The 19566-nt window shown below is 43.9% G+C and carries 18 protein-coding genes; 8 read left to right on the top strand and 10 right to left on the bottom strand.

Translation table 11 applies throughout. The annotated features are described in order from the left end of the window. Positions 1 to 6 precede the first annotated feature (6 nt). Both trmY and cspE read right to left on the bottom strand, forming a co-directional pair. Positions 7 to 603, bottom strand: coding sequence for a tRNA (pseudouridine(54)-N(1))-methyltransferase TrmY (trmY, locus tag HKI82_RS00275; RefSeq protein ID WP_171136841.1), 597 nt, complete (start codon positions 601 to 603; stop codon positions 7 to 9). Between the two features lie 98 nt (positions 604 to 701). Beyond that, the gene (gene cspE, locus HKI82_RS00270) at positions 702 to 911 is read right to left on the bottom strand and encodes a transcription antiterminator/RNA stability regulator CspE (RefSeq protein WP_042481174.1); all 210 of its coding nucleotides are present in this window, start codon (positions 909 to 911) and stop codon (positions 702 to 704) included. Positions 912 to 1338: 427 nt separating this feature from the next. On the opposite strand from cspE, the gene HKI82_RS00265 reads away from it, so the two are divergent. Continuing rightward, positions 1339 to 1758, top strand: coding sequence for a PaaI family thioesterase (locus HKI82_RS00265; RefSeq protein ID WP_171136840.1), 420 nt, complete (start codon positions 1339 to 1341; stop codon positions 1756 to 1758). Positions 1759 to 1844: 86 nt separating this feature from the next. On the opposite strand, the gene HKI82_RS00260 is transcribed toward HKI82_RS00265, so the two are convergent. The 4 genes from HKI82_RS00260 to HKI82_RS00245 all read right to left on the bottom strand — a co-directional run bounded on the left by HKI82_RS00260 (position 1845) and on the right by HKI82_RS00245 (position 7612). Continuing rightward, positions 1845 to 4676: an FAD-binding and (Fe-S)-binding domain-containing protein gene (locus HKI82_RS00260; protein WP_171136839.1), complete on the bottom strand. Its 2832-nt coding sequence runs from the start codon at positions 4674 to 4676 to the stop codon at positions 1845 to 1847. A 61-nt stretch (positions 4677 to 4737) separates the two neighbouring features. After that, complete coding sequence (locus HKI82_RS00255) at positions 4738 to 5397, bottom strand: LutC/YkgG family protein (protein ID WP_102941896.1); 660 nt, start codon at positions 5395 to 5397, stop codon at positions 4738 to 4740. Continuing rightward, on the bottom strand, positions 5394 to 6857 hold the full coding sequence (locus HKI82_RS00250) for a LutB/LldF family L-lactate oxidation iron-sulfur protein (RefSeq protein ID WP_171136838.1): 1464 nt from the start codon (positions 6855 to 6857) through the stop codon (positions 5394 to 5396). The genes HKI82_RS00255 and HKI82_RS00250 overlap by 4 nt, the downstream gene beginning before the upstream one ends. Next, positions 6854 to 7612 carry a (Fe-S)-binding protein gene (locus HKI82_RS00245; RefSeq protein ID WP_171136837.1) on the bottom strand — a complete coding sequence of 253 codons (759 nt, stop codon included), beginning with the start codon at positions 7610 to 7612 and terminating at the stop codon, positions 6854 to 6856. The genes HKI82_RS00250 and HKI82_RS00245 overlap by 4 nt, the downstream gene beginning before the upstream one ends. A 120-nt stretch (positions 7613 to 7732) precedes the next feature. On the opposite strand from HKI82_RS00245, the gene HKI82_RS00240 reads away from it, so the two are divergent. Beyond that, the gene (locus HKI82_RS00240) at positions 7733 to 8632 is read left to right on the top strand and encodes a LysR family transcriptional regulator (protein ID WP_042481155.1); all 900 of its coding nucleotides are present in this window, start codon (positions 7733 to 7735) and stop codon (positions 8630 to 8632) included. A 10-nt stretch (positions 8633 to 8642) separates the two neighbouring features. On the opposite strand, the gene HKI82_RS00235 is transcribed toward HKI82_RS00240, so the two are convergent. Then, positions 8643 to 9137: a hypothetical protein gene (locus HKI82_RS00235; RefSeq protein WP_102963787.1), complete on the bottom strand. Its 495-nt coding sequence runs from the start codon at positions 9135 to 9137 to the stop codon at positions 8643 to 8645. 201 nt (positions 9138 to 9338) lie between these two features. On the opposite strand from HKI82_RS00235, the gene HKI82_RS00230 reads away from it, so the two are divergent. Next, positions 9339 to 11699, top strand: coding sequence for a Lon protease family protein (locus HKI82_RS00230; RefSeq protein WP_171136836.1), 2361 nt, complete (start codon positions 9339 to 9341; stop codon positions 11697 to 11699). 77 nt (positions 11700 to 11776) lie between these two features. Here HKI82_RS00230 and HKI82_RS00225 read toward each other — a convergent pair whose 3' ends face one another. Continuing rightward, the gene (locus tag HKI82_RS00225; RefSeq protein ID WP_102941901.1) at positions 11777 to 12433 is read right to left on the bottom strand and encodes a DsbA family oxidoreductase; all 657 of its coding nucleotides are present in this window, start codon (positions 12431 to 12433) and stop codon (positions 11777 to 11779) included. A 312-nt stretch (positions 12434 to 12745) separates the two neighbouring features. On the opposite strand from HKI82_RS00225, the gene HKI82_RS00220 reads away from it, so the two are divergent. From HKI82_RS00220 to HKI82_RS00205, 4 genes are all read left to right on the top strand, one after another. Continuing rightward, positions 12746 to 14098 (top strand): alpha-amylase family protein, encoded by a 1353-nt coding sequence (locus tag HKI82_RS00220; RefSeq protein ID WP_171136835.1) that lies wholly within the window; start codon positions 12746 to 12748, stop codon positions 14096 to 14098. A 284-nt stretch (positions 14099 to 14382) separates the two neighbouring features. Next, on the top strand, positions 14383 to 15336 hold the full coding sequence (locus HKI82_RS00215) for a DUF4382 domain-containing protein (protein WP_171136834.1): 954 nt from the start codon (positions 14383 to 14385) through the stop codon (positions 15334 to 15336). A gap of 510 nt (positions 15337 to 15846) precedes the next feature. Further along, on the top strand, positions 15847 to 17079 hold the full coding sequence (pepT, locus tag HKI82_RS00210) for a peptidase T (RefSeq protein WP_171136833.1): 1233 nt from the start codon (positions 15847 to 15849) through the stop codon (positions 17077 to 17079). Positions 17080 to 17227: 148 nt separating this feature from the next. Further along, entirely contained in the window at positions 17228 to 18091 is an 864-nt protein-coding gene (locus HKI82_RS00205) for a mechanosensitive ion channel family protein (protein ID WP_102941903.1), read from the top strand. A 61-nt stretch (positions 18092 to 18152) separates the two neighbouring features. Here HKI82_RS00205 and HKI82_RS00200 read toward each other — a convergent pair whose 3' ends face one another. Next, on the bottom strand, positions 18153 to 18695 hold the full coding sequence (locus tag HKI82_RS00200) for a YaeQ family protein (protein WP_102941904.1): 543 nt from the start codon (positions 18693 to 18695) through the stop codon (positions 18153 to 18155). Between the two features lie 71 nt (positions 18696 to 18766). Further along, positions 18767 to 18976: a cold-shock protein gene (locus HKI82_RS00195; protein WP_042481129.1), complete on the bottom strand. Its 210-nt coding sequence runs from the start codon at positions 18974 to 18976 to the stop codon at positions 18767 to 18769. A 358-nt stretch (positions 18977 to 19334) separates the two neighbouring features. On the opposite strand from HKI82_RS00195, the gene HKI82_RS00190 reads away from it, so the two are divergent. Further along, positions 19335 to 19538: an alternative ribosome-rescue factor A gene (locus HKI82_RS00190; protein WP_102941905.1), complete on the top strand. Its 204-nt coding sequence runs from the start codon at positions 19335 to 19337 to the stop codon at positions 19536 to 19538. Positions 19539 to 19566: the final 28 nt, after the last annotated feature.

Below are 19566 nucleotides of genomic sequence, written 5' to 3'. Positions count from 1 at the left end.
TTACCTTTATTCACGCATATCAAGTTCGTTGTGAATAAGCGTAATACATTGGGAAGCAAATAGCATTTTTGGACCTAGGCTGAGTTTTTCAACGCCTAACCGTTTCAGCGAATTACCGGTTTTCTTCGGCATAGGAATATGATCAGTCAGAAGGAAGCAAGGGTTCGGACCAATGTCGATGGTACGAATGGATTCGCCTTTTTTATCCATCATATACATAGAGTGTGTATCAGCCAGCTTAGTGACTAAGGCTTCGAAACTGATTGTCTGTACCGTTAGACCAGGTTGAACTTCGCGAATTTGTTCTTTGGTCATACCAAGAGATTTATCCAATGCTTTGACCAACAGAGCAATTAACGCCGACTCGTGGAAACCGCCTACATCGCTGATGGTGTTCGCATCAATAGTGATGGTGCGCGAGTAGTCTTGGGTACTTTCCAGCACGAGGTGAATAACAGCATCTTCACGGTGCGACTGAGCGGTGAAAATCGCGTTCATAATACCGTGTGCAAGAATTTCCGCGTGGGCTTTGCCACCCACTTCAGCTTGCAGTTTTTGACTATCGGTTGGGGCTGAACGTGCTCTAAGAACAAAAGTACGCATTGGGTTCCTCTAATGTGTAGCGAAATTAGGAGACAACAAAAACACAAAAGGCCGCATATAGCGACCTTTTCACGTCAATCCGAAGATTGTAAGCAAGCTTAGATAACAGTTACGTTAGCAGCTTGTGGGCCTTTTTGGCCGTTTTCAACAGTGAAAGAAACCTTTTGGCCTTCTTTCAGAGTTTTGAAACCTTCTGCAGTGATTGCACGGAAGTGTACGAATACGTCTGCGCCGCCGTTATCTTGAGCGATGAAACCAAAACCTTTAGTTTCGTTAAACCATTTAACGGTACCAGTAGTGTTAGACATGATGTCTCCAAATCTTAAAAAATTAATCTATTTAGCCAAAAGAAGGCGCTTATTACTTAGGTGACGTTTGAACAAAATGCTTCTACATATAACTGGCTAAACGCTAGTACCGGAAGGTTTCCTTCGCACAACCTATCGAGCGTGAATCGATTGGACGCGCGCATCATAACGCAAGTACCCGTAATAAACTAGCGAATATTTCAAATTAAGTGAAAGCACGCACACTCAAACGAAAACAAAGTAAGTTTAGACCATAATTATGTAACTTTTGTGGCTCTGTAAAGTTATTGGGTCACGTTTTGGTCGATTGATTGAAGCTGATGCCAAAAAATTTTCCGAGTAAACAATGATTACCGAAAACTGTGATGCCTTTAAATAGCATATGCTATTTATCATTTACATGTCAGAAAGTTAGGAACGTATTGATATGAAGCATTTCCATAAATCACATGTCATGTGTGCAGTGTGTGGTAAAGAAGAAAACAATTACTACTCTTTGGGCGCGGAATTCAAGGTGAAACAGGACCATACCGTGCAGAGTGATTTTACGGTGTTACCTCGGCATCAGGGTTACTTTGGTTTGTTGCATGGAGGAATTGCGAGTTCGTTGCTCGATGCAGCAATGACGCATTGTTTGCTTAGCCAACAAATTACCGCATTAACTGCTCAGCTAGATGTGCGCTATCACAGCCCGATCAAAGTCGGTGATCAAGTCAAGGTTATTGGCGAGTTGTTGACGGTGAAGCGAGGTATCTATTTCTTAAAAGCGTATTTGAAAGTTGGGCAAGATACACGTGTGTCTGCCAATGGAAAGTTTATTGCTTCAAAGCTCGCAGAGCATCATTAAATGAGAAGCTAACCAAATAAATGGTTAGCTTCTATCTATCTAATAGCTAGCTTTGCTGCTATTCGTTAGTTTTTATTCATTCGTTTTTATAAAATGGGTCTGGAGACCTCGTCAACCAGATATAGAATCGACTGATAGGTGATTCCGCTGTGATGTGATAAGCCAATTTCACAGGTTCGGCTATTGCTGAATCCTCTTGTGCAATCTTCAGGTACTTGCTCTTTGAGTGGATGAACCGCTGCTGCATTGAGTTCTGGGGTGGTAAATCCTTTGTCTCCCGCCCAACCACAGCATTCAATATGCTCCGGTATGACAACGTTGCTTACACAGGCTTTGGCGAGATTCGCCATCGCATTAGTGAGCCCCATTCGTCGCGAACTACAGGTTACATGCAGCATCACGGTTTCTTGCTTCGGCGTGATACTGAGATGTTCCAGCAAGTATTGGCTTACAAACCCAGAAGGCTCGTAAATTTTTAGCGGTTTTGTGAACCTCTCAATGCTGCGTTTAGCACATGGACTGGTATCCATTAACACTGGGTAACGACCAAACTGACTGGCTTTCCATAGTACTTCTTCCAGTTGATGAGCTTTATCATTGGCAATGTCACTCATACCTTTACTGTCATAAGGCATCCCGCAGCACTGTTGATTAATATCGTCAGGGAGAATTACCTCGTATCCGGCTTTATTGAGAATGGAAAGAGTCACTTCCGTTAATGGGCGCTGATCTGTCGCATCGGTTTGTTGCCCCATGCTACGGCTGGCACATGATGGAAGATAAACCACTTTCTTGTCGCGTTGCGGAAGGTCACTGGCCGCTTTCTCAAGCGGATAGCGGTTTGCTTGCGGCATCTCTGCAAGCCAAACAGGCGTTTTCCCATGAGTCAGTTTTCGCGTACCTTCGACAATACGTTTGACCGATGTTTCACCTAGGATTCCAGAAGCGAGCTTATTCATTTTTAAAGCAGAGCGTGTTAACGCTGTTGTGGCGGAAAAATGATCTGCTGTCCAACGTGCTATTGGTGTGAACTTTTCGTATTTTGCACTGCGCAGTTTTTTTACAAGATCGCCAGTATTGATTCCAACGGGACATCGGTCGGCGCACAGTCCGGTTGCGGCACAAGTGTCTAGACCTTGGTATTCGAACACTTTATTTAGTTCTTCAGCTGATGCCTGTTCTCCGTTTTTGCGTCGACGTCGAAGCTCACGGTAGAGAACGATACGTTGACGTGGTGACAACGTCAGCGTTCTAGAAGGGCAAACAGGTTCGCAGAATCCACATTCAATACAGCGATCTACAAGTTCATCTGCCGCTGGCATCAGTTTCAAGTTATCTAAGTGCGCTTTGGGGTTACTGTTGATGATTACCCCAGGATTCAACAAACCGTTTGGATCAAATAAGGCTTTGATTTTTTGCATCAATGCATAGCCTTCTTTACCCCATTCGAGTTCAACATACGGAGCCATGTTTCGCCCCGTACCGTGTTCCGCTTTTAATGAACCTTGGTATTTCACCGCAACCAAATCTGCGACGTCATCCATAAAGGCTCCGTATCGCTCGATTTCCTGTTGCTGTTCAAATCCTTGAGTAAAGACAAAATGCAGGTTGCCTTCCAGCGCATGGCCGAAAATGATCGCTTCTTGATAATGGTATTTATCAAAAAGCTTTTGCAGGTCGCGAATACCGTTGGCAAGATTTTCAATCGGGAAGGCGACGTCTTCGATAATAACGGTGGTTCCCACTTCTCTTACCGCTCCGACCGCAGGGAACATGCCTTTACGAATTCCCCAAAGAGTTGAGACAGTATTGGCGTCCGAGGTGAAAGGAACCGATTCGATGATATTGAAGTTTTTCAGTGACTCCATCACTTCACCGCATTGGTGCTGTAATGCTTTATGGTGACTAGCGTGAGATTCAATAAGCAAAGCCGCCGCTTCTAAATCGAGAGACTTGATGAAATCAGGCATACCCGCTTTGTCGGCGACAGAACGCATCGCTCTGCCATCCATCATTTCAACTGCAGCAACGGGGGATTGTTTTAACGTGATTACGGCTTGGCTTGCTTGCTCGATATTTTCAAATACCAGCAATGCAGAGGCTTTATAGCTGTGTTCGACCACAGTGTTATAGGTAATTTCGGCGATAAAGCCGAGTGTACCTTCAGATCCAATAAACAGGTGTTTCAGGATATCAATCGGGTCATCATAATCGACCAGTGTGTTAAGGGCGTAGCCGGTTGTGTTTTTTAAGCGATATTTGTGCTTGATTCGATCGCTCAGTTCTTTGTTCGCCAGCGTCTCTTTTCTTAACGTTTCTAGTCCAGAAACAAGGTCACTTCTTTGTTGCTTAAATACTTCTACGCTGTTTGAATCACTGGTATCCAACACCAGACCATCTGCAAACACCACCTTCATATTATCGACAGTTTGATAAGAATTTTGCGCGGTGCCGCAGCACATACCGCTGGCATTGTTTGCAGCAATACCGCCAATTTTGCAGGTGTTTATCGAGGCTGGATCTGGGCCTATTTTGCGTTGGAAAGGCGCGAGATATTTGTTGGCGTCTGCGCCAATCACGCCCGGTTGCAAACGGATTTTTTCGCCTTGTTCTAAGATCTGATGCTTACGCCAATCATCGGTTAAGGTAATCAGTACAGAGTCTGACACGGCTTGGCCGGACAAGCTCGTACCTGCCGCTCGGAAGGTAAAAGGTAAAGCTAATTTCTCACAGCTCTTAATGGTGAATACCACCTCTTCAAGGCTATTCAGACGCAGCACTACTTGTGGAATAAGCCGATAAAAGCTGGCGTCTGTACCGTAAGCGAGTCTTTGGGCTTCCTGAGTGATAATGCGTTCTTCGTCGATTTCAGTTTTCAGAACATCTATCAGTTGTTGATATCGAGTTTTGATTTCCATTTTAGTTATCTCGTTGCCATTTACGCGATGACTTACCGTTCATCTATTATTTATCTTTCGTCTATTTATCTTTAACAATGAGGACGATAAGTTCGCTTGGTCCATGTGCGCCATAAGCTAAGGTTTGTTGAATGTCAGCCGTTTTGGAAGGCCCCGATATCAAAAGTGCGTTGGTCGGCATGTTTGCTGCCCAGTTTTGTTCAGCCATCACTTCAAGAAAGTGATTGTGTAACGTAGATGCGCGCATCACAGCAATATGGCAGGGCGGTACCAGTGATAATGTTCTTGGTTCTTGCACACTTGGCCATAAGACCAGAGCGCCAGTGTCAGCAATGCCTGCTAATACATGTGTGACCCCCACATCTACTTCATGGAACAGCGCACTTTTCCAATTTTCGATGTCATTCTGATATTCAATAATATCTAGCGCTCTTAAGCCTTGTCTGAAGTCGTTAATCCATTCCCCTTCAGTGCCAATGGCGGCTCGGTGCCATCCTTTTTCTAAGCTGATCGTCTCTAGAGTCGCACCAATTTCTGAACTCTCTAGTTGAATGACCTGAGCATGGCTTGCGGTGAGCGCTTGGCAAAATCGCGCCATTTTTTCCTGCTCAGTTTTACTCTTATCGAAACCCCAAGGTTCGAAAGCAATTTCTGTGCTTTGGACTGGCATAGCGTTGGCGTTTCTGAGTCTTTTTAAGATGTTATCGCGTGCCGTACTCATGATTTGTCCTCACTACTTTTGTTACCTGAGTGGTCGTCTGCCCTGGTTTGCTTTTCTTTGAGCAACTGATGCAAGGTTTTACTCGCAGGTTTTGGTGCGGTTCGACATTGTGTCCACGCGCCAAGCTTGTTTGGGATAAGCGCTTGCATCTTGGTGGTAAGCCCTGTTGCAGAGTGGTAAAAAGTAGGGTGCGTTGCTGCAAAGGCAAAGCTTGTCATCGCCATACTTTCTAGATTGCTGTGCGCGGCTTTCTGTCCTTCCATAACCGTGTTACCTGATTTCGCATCATGTTTTGCTTCTCTGCGCAGGCGTTGTAACAGTTCAGGAATTGGAATTCGTACTGGGCAAACTTCACCGCACGCGCCGCATAAGCTTGAGGCGGTAACCAAATCTTGTGTCGCTTCTAAACCTAAGAGATGAGGTGAAATGATTTTGCCAATCGGCCCCGGATAAACGGTTCCATAAGCGTGCCCGCCAATTTTGGTGTAAACCGGACAGTGGTTCATACAAGCGCCGCAGCGGATGCATTGCAGTGTTTTACGCATTTCCTCGTCTTGATAGGCCTGACTGCGACCATTATCAAGTAAGACCAAATGCACTTCTCGCGGACCGTCTTTCTCGCCTTTTTTGCGCGGCGAAGTGATCATATTGAAATAGGTGGTGATAGCCTGACCTGTTGCTGAGCGAGTTAAAGCACTATAAAGCGGCGGAACATCGGCAAGGTATTCAACCACCTTTTCTATGCCTGTGATGGCAATATGAACCTTAGGGATCGTGGTCGACATCCGGCCATTTCCTTCGTTTTCAACCAAGCAAAGCGTGCCAGTTTCAGCTACGGCAAAATTAACCCCTGAGAGACCAATATCAGCATCGTGAAATTTCTGACGAAGACGGGTGCGCCCCGTTTGAATCAGTTCATCAACATCGAAAGTTGGCGTAAAGCCATCAAGATTTTTCTCGAAGGTATCACTCACTTCCTGTTTATTCTTATGAATCGCTGGCATGATGATGTGAGATGGTTTGTCGCCGTCAAGCTGGACAATGTATTCCCCCATATCGCTTTCTAAACATTCAATACCGAGTTTTGCCATTTCATGGTTCATCTCGATCTCTTCGCTGACCATCGACTTACCTTTGATGATCATTCTCGCCTGATGGCGCTGCGCTATTTCGGCGATAATGCCATTAGCTTGTTCTGGGTTTTCCGCCCAATGGACATAAATACCGTTTTGGGAACATTTCTGTTCAAGTTGTTCCAGTAATGTCGGCAACTTACTCAGGCAGCGTTGTCGGATAGATTCCGCTAAATCACGAATCGCTTTCTCTTCTTTTGCATCTGAAAATGCCGTTTTACGCTTATCTCTCAGGTAGTCCATGGCCCCACGAAAATTAGCGCGTAGTTGAGGATCTTCTAACGCGGTTTTTGCCTGAAGATGAAACTGTTGAGGAGTCTGACTCATGATTGTGCTCCTTTGGTGCGCTCTAATAAGAAACTTGCTAGGTGGCGGCCTTGTAGTTCTTTACCTTGGTATTGCAAAGCGCCATTGATATTGAGCAGACATCCCCAATCGGCACTGACTAACGTCTCTGCGTTGGTTTGAGTAATGTGATGGGTTTTATCTTCAACCATGGCTTGAGAAATATTGGGGTGACGGACTGAAAAGGTGCCGCCGAATCCACAACATTCACTCTCGTAGTCCTGCATGCGAAGCTCAACACTTTCAAGCTGATTCAGCAGTTCTGTGGCCGTAACATGGACATTCATTTCCCGACGAGCGGCACAGGAGGTATGCATGACCACGGAAGTGGGTTCGCCAGTATCCGTCAGCTTGACACGGCAGACATTGACTAAGAATTCAGTCAGTTCGAACACTCTGTCACAGAATTCGTTAACCTGATCTTGCTGGGAATCCTCTTTGAATAAGCGTCGGTAATGATGGTGCATCATGCCGCCACACGAACCCGATAACACAATCACTGGATAAGGTTCAGGAAACAGCGCGATTTGGCTCAATGCCACTTTCTTGGCTTGGTCGTCATAGCCCGAGGTGTAAGCGGGCTGTCCGCAACAGGTTTGTTTTTCAACGAAGATAACTTCAAGCCCTTGCTGTTCAAGAAGGGTTATCGCATCTAGCCCTGCTTGAGGGTCAAACAGATCCACCAGACACGTGGCGTAGAAATACACTTTTTGTGGTTTTGCAGGGTAGATACGCATTGCTTCTCCTAACGGGAGTTATTGTAATTATCGTGTTAATTAAATGTGAATCTAGCGCTTTCCTTTTTCTTAATATAGGGAAATAATGAAATTCATTATTTCCAAAAGTGACATAATTTGATGCGTGCAGACGATTTAATCTTGTTTTCCCAAGTGGTTGAATTTGGCAGTTTTAGTAAAGTGGCTGAACAAAATAACCTGACAAATTCGGTAGTTAGCAAAAGAATTGCGCGTTTGGAAGAAGAGCTGAGTGTGCAGTTATTATATCGAACAACGCGTAAATTAACTTTGACCGAAGCGGGTAAGGCTTTGATGTCGAGTGCGAAAAATGTGAAGCAAGCCACTCAGGAAGCGATGGATGCAGTGGCGGGATTTGGCGAGAACATCAGCGGGCACATTAAGATGTCCGTACCTTCTATTTCTGGCGATCTGATTCTCGCCGATGCAGTAGCGGAATTTTGCAATATGCATCCGGGATTAACAGTGGATATGTCACTCGACAATCGCTTTGTTGATTTGGTGGAAGGGGGCTATGACTTAGTTATCCGTACCGGTTATCTGGACGATTCCAGTTTGATTGCGCGTCATATATTGGATTCGCAATGGGTAGTGTGTGCTTCCCCTTCGTACATCGCACGCAACGGTAAACCACTTAAACCAGAAGATTTGGTCAACCATAATTGCCTGCAATACGCGTATCAGACCACAGGGGCGAGTGACTGGGAGTTTAAGGGCAGCAAAGGTAACTATATCGTTAAAGTCTCTGGCACTTTTTCAACAGATAATGCGACCGCACTGCGCAAAGCTGCGCTTGGAGGGCACGGTATTGCTTATGTGCCGAGATGCTTGGTATATCATGATTTTCGAAACGGCGAATTAGTGGATATTTTCCCAGAGCAGGTGGGTAAGAAGCTTGGAATTTACGCAGTCTACCCGTTTACACGTCAGCCACCGAACAAAGTCCGTTTGCTGATAGAACATATCCGTACTCGTTACTTAGCCATATCTCATTACTTCTAATCAACTCAGTTTAGTTAAGTGTCGGTGTTTCTAAACATAGGCCGTAAGAGAGTTTTAGCTGAGTAAAGTACTGGTGAGCTTTTTCAATATCCTGATATTCCAATTGCCAGTTTGCGTCCCTTTGTGCGAGACAAAAAGCACTTAAATGCATCAATAAGTTGGTGCTGTGTTTATCGAGAACAGACGCGACTGCCGAAATCAGGTCGCTTCTTTCAATCGACATAAACTGAAGCAATCCATAAGCCTGATTGAGTGCGTCAAAAGCCCGTTTCTGCTGTCCCATATTATTTAGGATCTCAGCCTGATGGATAGCGGCATCGTGTAATCCTGAAATCAGACAAACAAGCTGGCACGGCTTGGCAGCAGGATCTCGTGCTGTGTTCTCAAGATGATTGGGAAGGTTATGCAGGACATCTTCAAGCAAATAGTGGGCTTGAGGCCAATGACCAGCTTTTAAAAGTTCTTCTGCTTTTGTGTAGTGTGCCCAGCACTGTTTTAAGTTCATCACTTGTTCTCGTTCGCTCGTTTGTACTTATTTAAATGCAATAAAATCTCAAATGCAAATGATTATCAATGATAAAAATTAACGATTTTGCTTAATATTTGTCCGCTTGCTTGTTAAGAGGGGCTAAATCACTAAAAAGTCAAAGCTTTACGGCTAAACTTGATATACAAAAGAAGAATATAAAACCAAAGGAGTGGAGCTATGGCTATTCAACAACTGAACGCAGAACAGCTTTACCACGTAGCAAAGCTAGAACAATTGCCTTGCAAATCCACCAAAGAACTTCCCCCACTTGACGAAATCGTTGGTCAAGAGCGTGCGCAAAAAGCGGTAGAGTTTGCCATGTCGATCAAAGAGAAGGGCTACAACATCTACGCGATTGGCCGCAATGGTTTAGGCAAACGCACTATGATCATGCGTTATCTCAGTCGCCATAAATACGAGACAGATAACCTGTATGACTGGTGTTATGTCGCAAACTTCGATGACATCCGTACTCCAAGAGTATTAAAGCTACCACGTGGTGTTGGCAGCGCGTTTCGTCAAGACATTGAAAAGCTAATGACCAAGCTAATGAACGGTATGCCGTTAGCTTTTGATAATGAGCTATACATTGGTCGTGCTGAAAAGTTGAAAAATCAGCTCGATCAAAAACAACAAAGCGAACTGGAAAACATCACGAAAGATGCCAAAGAAAAAGGCATCAGCCTAACTATTACCAACCAAGGTGAATACCAGTTTGTTGCTTTGAATGGTGAAGAGCTGCACACCGAAGAATCTTTCGATGCGCTAACCAAAAAAGAGCAAGAACACTTCAGTCAGACGATTGATAAACTCGAAGTTTCACTACGTAATATGGTGCGCCACTTAACTGAGTGGGAAGAATCGTATACCGAAAAAATTAAAAAGCTTAATGATGACGTGACGCTTGATGTCGTTGCTCATTTCATTAAGCAGTTGAAGCAGGATTATTCGCAGTATGCGGAGATCAAAAGCTACCTGACCGACCTGCAAAAAGACATTCTGGAAAACGTAGATATCTTTTTGGAAGGCGCAGGCGAGCAGGGTGATATTGCAACGGCAGCGTTAGATAAGAAACTGCCACGTCGCTATAAAGTGAACGTGCTGGTGAGCCGTTGTTCTGACGATTTCCCTATTGTGGTTGAGGAAAACCCGAACTATCACTCTCTGTTTGGTTATGTGGAAACTGCAACGTATAAAGGCACAGTGTTTACCGATTTCTCATTGATTCGTGCGGGTAGTTTGCATAAGGCAAATGGTGGCGTATTGATGATGGATGCGGTGAAAGTATTGGAGCAACCCTACGTTTGGGATGGTCTGAAACGTGCGCTGCGCTCGCGTCAAATCAGTTTCACTTCGTTGGAAAAAGAAGTGACGCTAACGGGTACCGTCTCTCTGGACCCTGAACCTATTCCTCTGGATGTCAAAATCATTCTGTTCGGTGATTACCGCACTTATGAATTGCTTGCTCACTATGATCCCGAGTTTAGCGAGTTGTTCCGTGTGACGGCTGATTTCGAAGATGAGATGAAGCGTACTGATGATACGGAGCTTCACTATGCGCGTTTCATTTCCAGCATTGTTCACGACAGTAACTTGTTACACTGTGACCGTAAGGCCATCGCGAGAATTATTGAACACAGTTCGAGAATGGCAGGTGATCAGTCAAAGCTTTCTCTTCATTCGGCTCATATTGCCAACTTACTGCGTGAATCAAACTACGTCGCGAAGCAGGCGAACTCGAACATGATTCGCCAAAGCCACGTAGAAGAGGCCTTGAGCAATCAGCAAATGCGCGTCAATCGTTTGCAGGAGAGCGTGATGGAAACCTTCTCCAACGGCACAACGCTTATTCAGACTGAAGGCTCAGCAGTGGGGCAGGTGAATGCTTTATCTGTTCTGGCTACCAAAGATCATATGTTTGGCGCGCCAAACCGTATCACAGCGACAACGTCTTACGGTGAGGGTGACATTATTGATATTGAACGTAGTGTCGATCTAGGGGGAAGTATTCACTCAAAAGGGGTGATGATTCTTTCTGCTTATCTTAACTCGGTGTTTGGACGTACGGCGCGTGTACCGCTAACCACCACCATCACGTTTGAGCAGTCTTACGGCGGTGTTGATGGTGACAGTGCAAGTATGGCGGAGTTCTGTGCGATAGTTTCAGCGTTTTCCAAACAGCCAAATCGACAAGATATTGCGATTACTGGCTCCATGAACCAGTTTGGTGAATCTCAACCTATCGGTGGAGTGAACGAGAAAATTGAGGGCTTCTTTGATGTGTGCTGCATCAAAGGACGTCATAACTCTCAAGGCGTGATCATTCCCCAGGCTAACAAGCACAACTTGATGTTAAGACCAGATATTGTCAGAGCGGTAGAAAAAGGCGAGTTCAATATCTGGGCGATAAGCCATGTTTCTGAAGCAATTGAAATTTTCACGGGTAAAAAAGTCGGTATCGCAACAGAAGATGGCAGCTATCCGGTGGACAGCATTTACGGTCTGGCTCAGGCCAAATTGAATGCGCTAAGAAAGTAACCGCGTAAGTGGATGAAACAATACAAACAAGGCCTTCAGATGAAGGCCTTTTCTTTTTCGATTCTAAGTAAGATGCGCTAGTGAATTGAGGCCATGTTACTCGAGATACTTTTCAATAGTTCAACCAGACGCTCTGTGGATTGGGCTCCGGAGACGAGGTGTTTCTGATCGATAATAATGGCGGGAACGGCATGGATACCAGCCTGAAGCCATTGTTGTTCAGTATTCGCGACCGCCTTCGCCCATGAATCATCATGTAATACTTCTAAGCATTCTGCTTCATTCAGCCCAGCATCAACGGCAATTTGTATTAGTACATTCTCGTCATCAATTTTCTTTTCATGGCGGAAATACGCCTCGAACAATGCAAGCTCAAGCTCATTTTGTTTGTGATGTTGATTTGCCCACATTAATAACTGATGTGCTTTTCGCGTGTTGTAGATTCGCATTTCTTCATAGAAGTTGAACTGGAATCCCACTTCGGCTCCTAGCTGAGTCAGTGTATTTCTGGCTTCAATGCTCGCTTCTTTGGTCGTGCCATATTTGCGAGCAAGATGATCGCGAAGGTTTTCTCCACCTTCAGGCATGGTTGGGTTGAGTTCGAACGGATGCCAGTGTATTTCTGCCTGAATCTCATTCGATACCAGTTTCAAAGCCGCTTGCAGGCGCTTATATCCAATAATGCACCAAGGGCAGACTACATCAGAGACGATATCGATTCTTAGGGACCGCATATAATCCTCCATAGTGAGCAAAATGATCACTTATTAATGACATCAAATCCAGATGTCTCGTAAATGAAAACAACGTTGCACCGCCTAGTTAAGTATAGGCGTCTATACTGTGATGAGGTTAAGGATAACCCAACCCAGCTTAAATATGTCAATCTACGCCTCCATTCTCCACCGTTATTTAGCATTAAGAGGTGGATTTCAAATAGGTTGAATATTTTATACTCGGTTATATATCAGGGCTGTTAGCCCTAGCAAGCCGCGCATTCATTTTTAGTTTTCATTCGGCTTGTAGAGTAACAAGGAGTATTTACAATGAGTCTTCATCAGCCAACTGACGTTATTTTGCACGCATTTGACTGGCCTTATGCCCTGGTAGCTGAACGAGCTTCAGCAATATTCGAAGCTGGGTATAAAGCCGTATTGATTTCCCCTCCAATGAAATCCGCGAAAAGCGACCACGGAACTGAGTGGTGGCAGCGCTACCAACCTCAAGATTACAGAGTCATCGACAATCAACTCGGTGATACCCAAGCATTTAAAGATATGACCAATGCCTTGAAAGCTTTTGGGGTACATGTCTACGCCGATGTGGTATTCAACCACATGGCCAATGAATCGAAAAAACGCCTCGATCTTCAGTACCCGAGTGAAGAGGATATGAAGCACTATCAAAAATCTTCTCGCTATTATCAAAAACAAGTGTTGTTTGGTGATTTGTCTGAACCTTTGTTCAAAGAAGAAGACTTTGTTGAAGCCTTTGGTATCAAAGACTGGAAAGACAAATGGCAGGTGCAAAATGGGCGTATTACGGGTGGTCCACATGATCAAGGGCTACCAACTCTAAGAGACTGTCCGCATGTGATCGAAATGCAGCAGACCTATCTTAAAGCACTGAAAACATTGGGTGTGAAAGGATTCAGAATTGATGCAGCAAAGCACATGTCTATTGAGCATCTGAAAAAAGTCTGGAGTGATGAGATCACCAGAGATGTGCATATTTTCGGTGAAATCATTACTGATGGCGGCGCGACCAAAGAAGAATACAAGTTGTTCTTAGAGCCGTATTTAGCCGAAACCCAACTCGGTGCTTACGACTTTCCATTATTCCAGACTGTGTTCAACGCACTACAAAAATCGGGCAGTTTGAAAACACTTATAGATCCTTACTGTTTTGGTGAAGCGCTTTCGAAGGAACGAGCCATTACCTTCACAGTTACCCATGACATCCCTAACAATGATGTATTCAAGAACTTAGTGATGGATGAAGCTTTAGAAAGCTTGGCGTACAGCTATATTTTAGGGCGTGATGGCGGAGTGCCGTTGATTTACACCGATCTGGATACCAGCCGCATCAAAAACAAATCGGGCCAGCCTCGTTGGCTGAACGCATGGAACGATCCAAAAATCATCGCACAAATTGAGTTCCACAACCGGATGCATGGGTTGCCTATGGTGATGATTGAAGCCAGTGATGACTTACTGGTGTTCAGTCGTGGCGAGAAAGGAATTGTTATTATCAATAAATCTGCAAGACCACAAACAGTAGAGCTTAACTGGAACCACGCACTACGGGATTTGTTAAGCGAACAAGTGTTCTCCAGCACTGGTACGAAAGTTGTAGTCGAAGCCGCTCCTCTAACTAGCTATATGCTTTGCAAGCAGTAATCAAAAACAGCCTACCCCGCCAAAAAATAAACACAAAAAAATGCCGCATTCAGACTGGATGCGGCAAAACTATTTAAGCTAGCAGTAGTTTAATAGGGGGTAACTTACTTAACATGAAAAAGTACCCAGTCATCATGCATCCACTTAGTTAAATGTATGCTTGGTTTCTGCCAGCGTTATGTCAGGATTTATTCGGTTGAAATTTTTCTGACATTCAACATATTTTACTAATTTAGTCTTTTGTTTCTAAACCATAGTTCATAAGAATATAAAAGGTAGTGGAAATGAAAGTCTTGCCAATATTGCTCTTAACAGCTCCTGCTCTGATACTCTCAGGTTGCGGAGGCGATGATTCGGGCTCAACACAAACTTCTAATGTTTCGTTTTCAGTTTCAGATGCTCCGGTAGATGAAGCCAGTTCTGTTACCATCGGCTTTACGCAAATTGAGTTGGTGAAAAGTGATGGTCAATCCATTTTCTTGGATGTCGAACCTTCAACACCAAGTAATGATTATGAACAGATAGATCTGTTGGACTATCAGGGACAAGATTCTGCTTTAGTTATTACTCAAAAGCCGATTCCAGTAGGCACCTATAAAAATCTGATTCTTCATATTAGTAACGAATCGGGCGTTAACTTTGTGGTTGATGCGGATGGTACACAAGATCTTAAGCAACCGAGTAACAAATTGAAACTCGGTGGTTTTGAGGTCACGGCAGATGAAACACAAGCATTTACCATCGAGTTTGATTTACGCCAGTCGTTGGTTATGCGTGGCAATACTGGTTCGAACAAAGGCTATATTCTTAAGCCTCACGGCGTAACGATTCTAAATGATAAAGAAGCGGCAAACCTGACGGTTACGGTAAACTCTAGCTTGTACGCAAGCATCGAAGGGTGTCCTACAACAGCGGACAATGCTTTTGTTTACTTATATCAAGGTACTGAAGGAACCTTGGTTGATTTAGTTGACCCGACAGATATCGACTATACAGAAGGTACCGCCTTACCTAGTGATGCCCTTAAACCGTTTGCAACTGCGAACGTAAGTGATGTTGACGGCACATACAAGTTTGGTTATTTGCCAACTGGAGATTACACCGCGGCTTTTGTCTGTAATGGCAGTACTGATGATCCGATTCAGTATGATCAACTGACTATTCCGCAGCCTTCGACCTTAGTTACAACAGTTTCTTTGTCTGCTGGAAGTAATTCGCTCGATATGAGCAGTAACTAAACTTTCGTTGACTTACGGCGACCAAATAAAAATCCCCAGTTGAGCATACTGGGGATTTTTTATTTATTGAGCCTTAATGTTTTTAATGAAACCTCGTAAGAAGTTTGACGTTGTCAGCATTAAATATTTTCTAGGGGGGAAAATAAAGGAGACATGGTTAAAGCTAGCTGCACAAAACTTAAACAGCAAAGTTGTGAATGATTTTCCTTTAACCTTTTTAGTGGTTTGTGATGTTAATTCCAACTAGATGTAGTGAATGAAACAGAACATTTATTTATGACACGCCTATTATGGTCAACATCCTCTCCTCCGTGCGGCATCATTTTCCCTGTCTGGGCTTATCTTCGCGCCTGTACCGCTTAAGTTACCAAAAACTGATTTACAGCAATTCTTACTTTCAAATAAGACGTACTATGGAATGCAATAAGCTGCGTATCACTTAATGCTGGGGTACGCGTTGCAGCGTAGAGCTTTCTATTGCTGTGTAATGAATTCAAAGCGGAACTTGTTATGGAAAATCTTATTCAACGTTTTTTAAGTTATGTGACTTACGATACTCAATCAAAACCCAAGAACCATCACTGCCCAAGTTCTGCGGGGCAGAAAGTGTTTGCCCAAGCACTTTATGAAGAATTGCTTGAGCTAGGCTTAAGTGACGTTTCCATTGATAACCATTGTTATGTGATGGCGAAACTGAAATCAAACGTCGATTATCCAGTTCCGGCTATTGGTTTTATTGCTCATATGGACACTGCGCCTGATGCATCGGGTAAACATGTGGTTCCACAGATTGTAGAAAACTACCAAGGTGGCGATATTGCTTTGGGCAAAGGCGATGAAGTCCTTTCTCCTATTCAGTATCCAGAACTGCATCAACTGCATGGTAAAAATCTGATCACCACCGATGGCAACACGCTTTTAGGTGCAGACAATAAGGCGGGTATTGCTGAAATTATAACGGCAGTCGAAATGCTGCTTGCTGATCCATCCATTCCCCATGGCGATATCTGTATCGCTTTTACGCCGGATGAAGAGATCGGTCGTGGTGCGAACCATTTTGATGTGGAAAAATTTGGTGCCGAGTGGGCTTATACTATTGATGGCGGGCCTGTCGGTGAGTTGGAATACGAGAACTTTCACGCAGCAACCGCAGAAGTGACTTGTCATGGCGTGAGTGTCCACCCTGGCACTGCCAAAGGCAAAATGGTCAATGCCATGCATATTGCCTCGCGCTTCGTAGTTATGATGCCAGAGCAAGAAACCCCACAGAATACCGAAGGATATGAAGGTTTTTACCATTTGTCTTCGGCATCAATGGGTGTCGCTAAATCACAGCTGAACTACATCCTTCGTGACTTTGAACGAGAAGGCTTGGCTGCTCGCAAAGCCTTCATGCAACAAAAAGTGGATGAACTAAACAAACAGCTATTAAAAGGCAGCGTTGAACTGGTGATTCACGACAGCTACGCCAACATGAAAGAGATGGTTGAACCACACCCGCATATTATCGAGTTGGCGAAAATCTCGATGGAACATTGCGGTATTGAACCACTGATTAAACCGATTCGCGGTGGTACAGATGGAGCCCGCCTTTCTTTTATGGGATTACCTTGCCCGAACATCTTTACGGGTGGTTATAACTTCCACGGCATCCACGAGTTTATAACTATTGAGGGGATGGAGCAGGCGGTTAGTGTGATCGTGACCTTAGCTGAGAAAACTGCACTGCACTATAAACAATAAACTACTTTATCAACGATTTCGGTCGGTTATACTTAGTTGAGCGTTGGCAATGATGTGTTTGCCAACGCTTTTTTATATCAATACCGACAGAACTTAGGCGTCATAGGTATTTCAATAAGTTGATCGGTTGTTTGCAGTAGGAAGAATTATGGAAAAATTTAATGCGGTGGTAGATTTTCTATTCGCGCACAAAATGTTGTTATCCACGCTAATTTTGGTTGTTGTATGGCTGGTGCGCCGAGTAGTTCTTTCATACATCCGTGGTGATGTTGCGTTTATTACAGAGAAACAACGTAAATGGATGTCGCGTACGAAAAACGGCGCATTTACCATTATCGTGCTTCTGCTGTTCATGCTTTGGCAATCAGAGATCAGTGAGTTTGCTCTATCGGTAACGGCTATTGCTGTTGCTATCGTTGTCGCGTCAAAAGAAATCATCCTGTGTTTTACCGGTTCTATTCAGCGCGCGAGTTCCCGCTCATTCCGTATTGGTGATTGGATTGAAGTAGGTTCAATCAGTGGTGAAGTGATTGAACACAACATGATGGCAACGGTTATTCAAGAGATTGCGTTGCAAAAATCCCATTACCATTACACGGGTAAAACGGCGACGTTACCAAACAGTATGTTCTTTCTTCATCCGGTAAAGAACTTGAACTTTATGAAGCGCTATGTGTTTCATGACATCACCATTGTAGTGCCTGAGTTCGTCAATCTTTTCCCTTTGATTCCGCAAATACATGAACGTATCGAGGTTCACTTTGCTCACTTTATGGATGTTGCAAGACGTTATAACGCTGTTATCGAGAAACATGCGGGCGTTGACTTGCCTGGTGCTGATCCGCATGTGGAAATCACCAGTACTGCGGCAGGTGAGCAGGTCGTACATATCAAGATTTTCTGCCCGACAGAACGTGCTACCTATTTGGAGCAGTTGATAAGAAAAGACTTTATGGAACTCTATGAACAGAAGTACCCAAGAGTGCCTGTGGAAATGATAGCGCAAGCCTAATTCCAGAAGCGATTGCTAAAAAGGTCTGTTTATACAGACCTTTTTCTATTTCAGGGCAGAATTACTCAGGAAGATTTTGTAAAACTTCAAAGGCGATTTCATGGCTTCCCATATCGCCTTCAACGAATAGAGATTGCCCTGAGATCATCACGGAAAGATCGACCGTTCTTGCTGGTGATGCAGAGATAAGATCGATGGCTTCTGGATCGAAGCGCACCACTTCAACAGGAAGGTAGCCGAATTTACCTTTTTGCTGATTCCACCATATGTCAGAACGCACTTGATAAGTGTAAACCTTGACCACATCTGCAACACGGGTGGCTTTTTTTACGCGGTCCACGTCTGGCTCGCCAAGCTCAATCCAAACTTCTGAACGACCTTCTAGATTCTGTTGCCAGATATCAGGTTCAGAGGTTGTTGATATACCTTTAGTGAACTGCAAATCCGGGTGCGCATTTAAACAAAATGCCATGATTCTAGCCATCATGCGTTCATTGGTTTCGGAAGGGTGCAAAGCTACGGTTAAGTTTAGCGAGTCGTAGTAGTCACGATTTAAGTCAGTTAAGGCAATTCGAAACTTATAGATAGTTGGTTTAAGGGCCATTAGGAGTTTTTCTCGTACAAACTAAATAGCCAGCATTACGCTGGCTATTAAACAAGTATGTAGCAATAAAATTAGATAACTTTAATGCTTTCAGCTTGTGGGCCTTTTTGACCTTGAGTTACTACGAACTCAACTTTTTGGCCTTCAGCTAGAGTGCGGAAGCCTTCGCTTTGAATTGCACTGAAGTGAGCGAAAACGTCAGGACCGTTTTCTTGCTTGATGAAACCAAAACCTTTTGTTTCGTTGAACCATTTAACGGTACCAGTAACAGGTGTAGACATATTTCTTTTCCTAAAATTTTTACTTTAAAGCCGATTAGGGCGCTGATAGCGTGGAAAAATAAATTGCTATTGCGTACGACACGACGGGGGAGTTACAAGTAATCCAACGAAACAATGTGTATACAAAGAACTTCTTTCTAGCTAATGAAGAGTCTAGGCAATTGAATTCACTTGTCAATCGGATCTTGAGGTCAGTCGAACCAGTGAAACAAGTTTCAACCAATTTTTTGCACTAAACACCATTTCTTAGCGATTTAAGTAAGGTTGATTAACTTTTTGATTGTTATCGATTCGCCGATTTTATTGACACTTTCAATATTGAGCGCAGAATACGCATAACTTTTAAAAGGAGAGTGAGATGAGTAAATCAATCAAAAGATCTCTACCAAACGAAGTGGTTGATACTGAATTTGGTCGAGGTGTTATTAAAGACAACGCATTAAAAGCGGTAGTAACAAGCCAGTTATTTAGACAAAGAGTAGAGAAAGCGAAAAAAGGTAAAGGAAGTTTCAATCGCAAAATGAAACATAAGGGTAAAGAGCCCTATTCAAAAGCTGCTTAATAGCTGTTTTCGAATAGGGCTCTTTCAT

It is taken from the genome of Vibrio plantisponsor (genome assembly GCF_013041605.1).
Taxonomy (GTDB): domain Bacteria; phylum Pseudomonadota; class Gammaproteobacteria; order Enterobacterales; family Vibrionaceae; genus Vibrio; species Vibrio plantisponsor.
The sequence above is the reverse complement of the archived record's forward strand: the minus strand, read 5'-3'. Positions and strand labels throughout refer to the sequence as shown.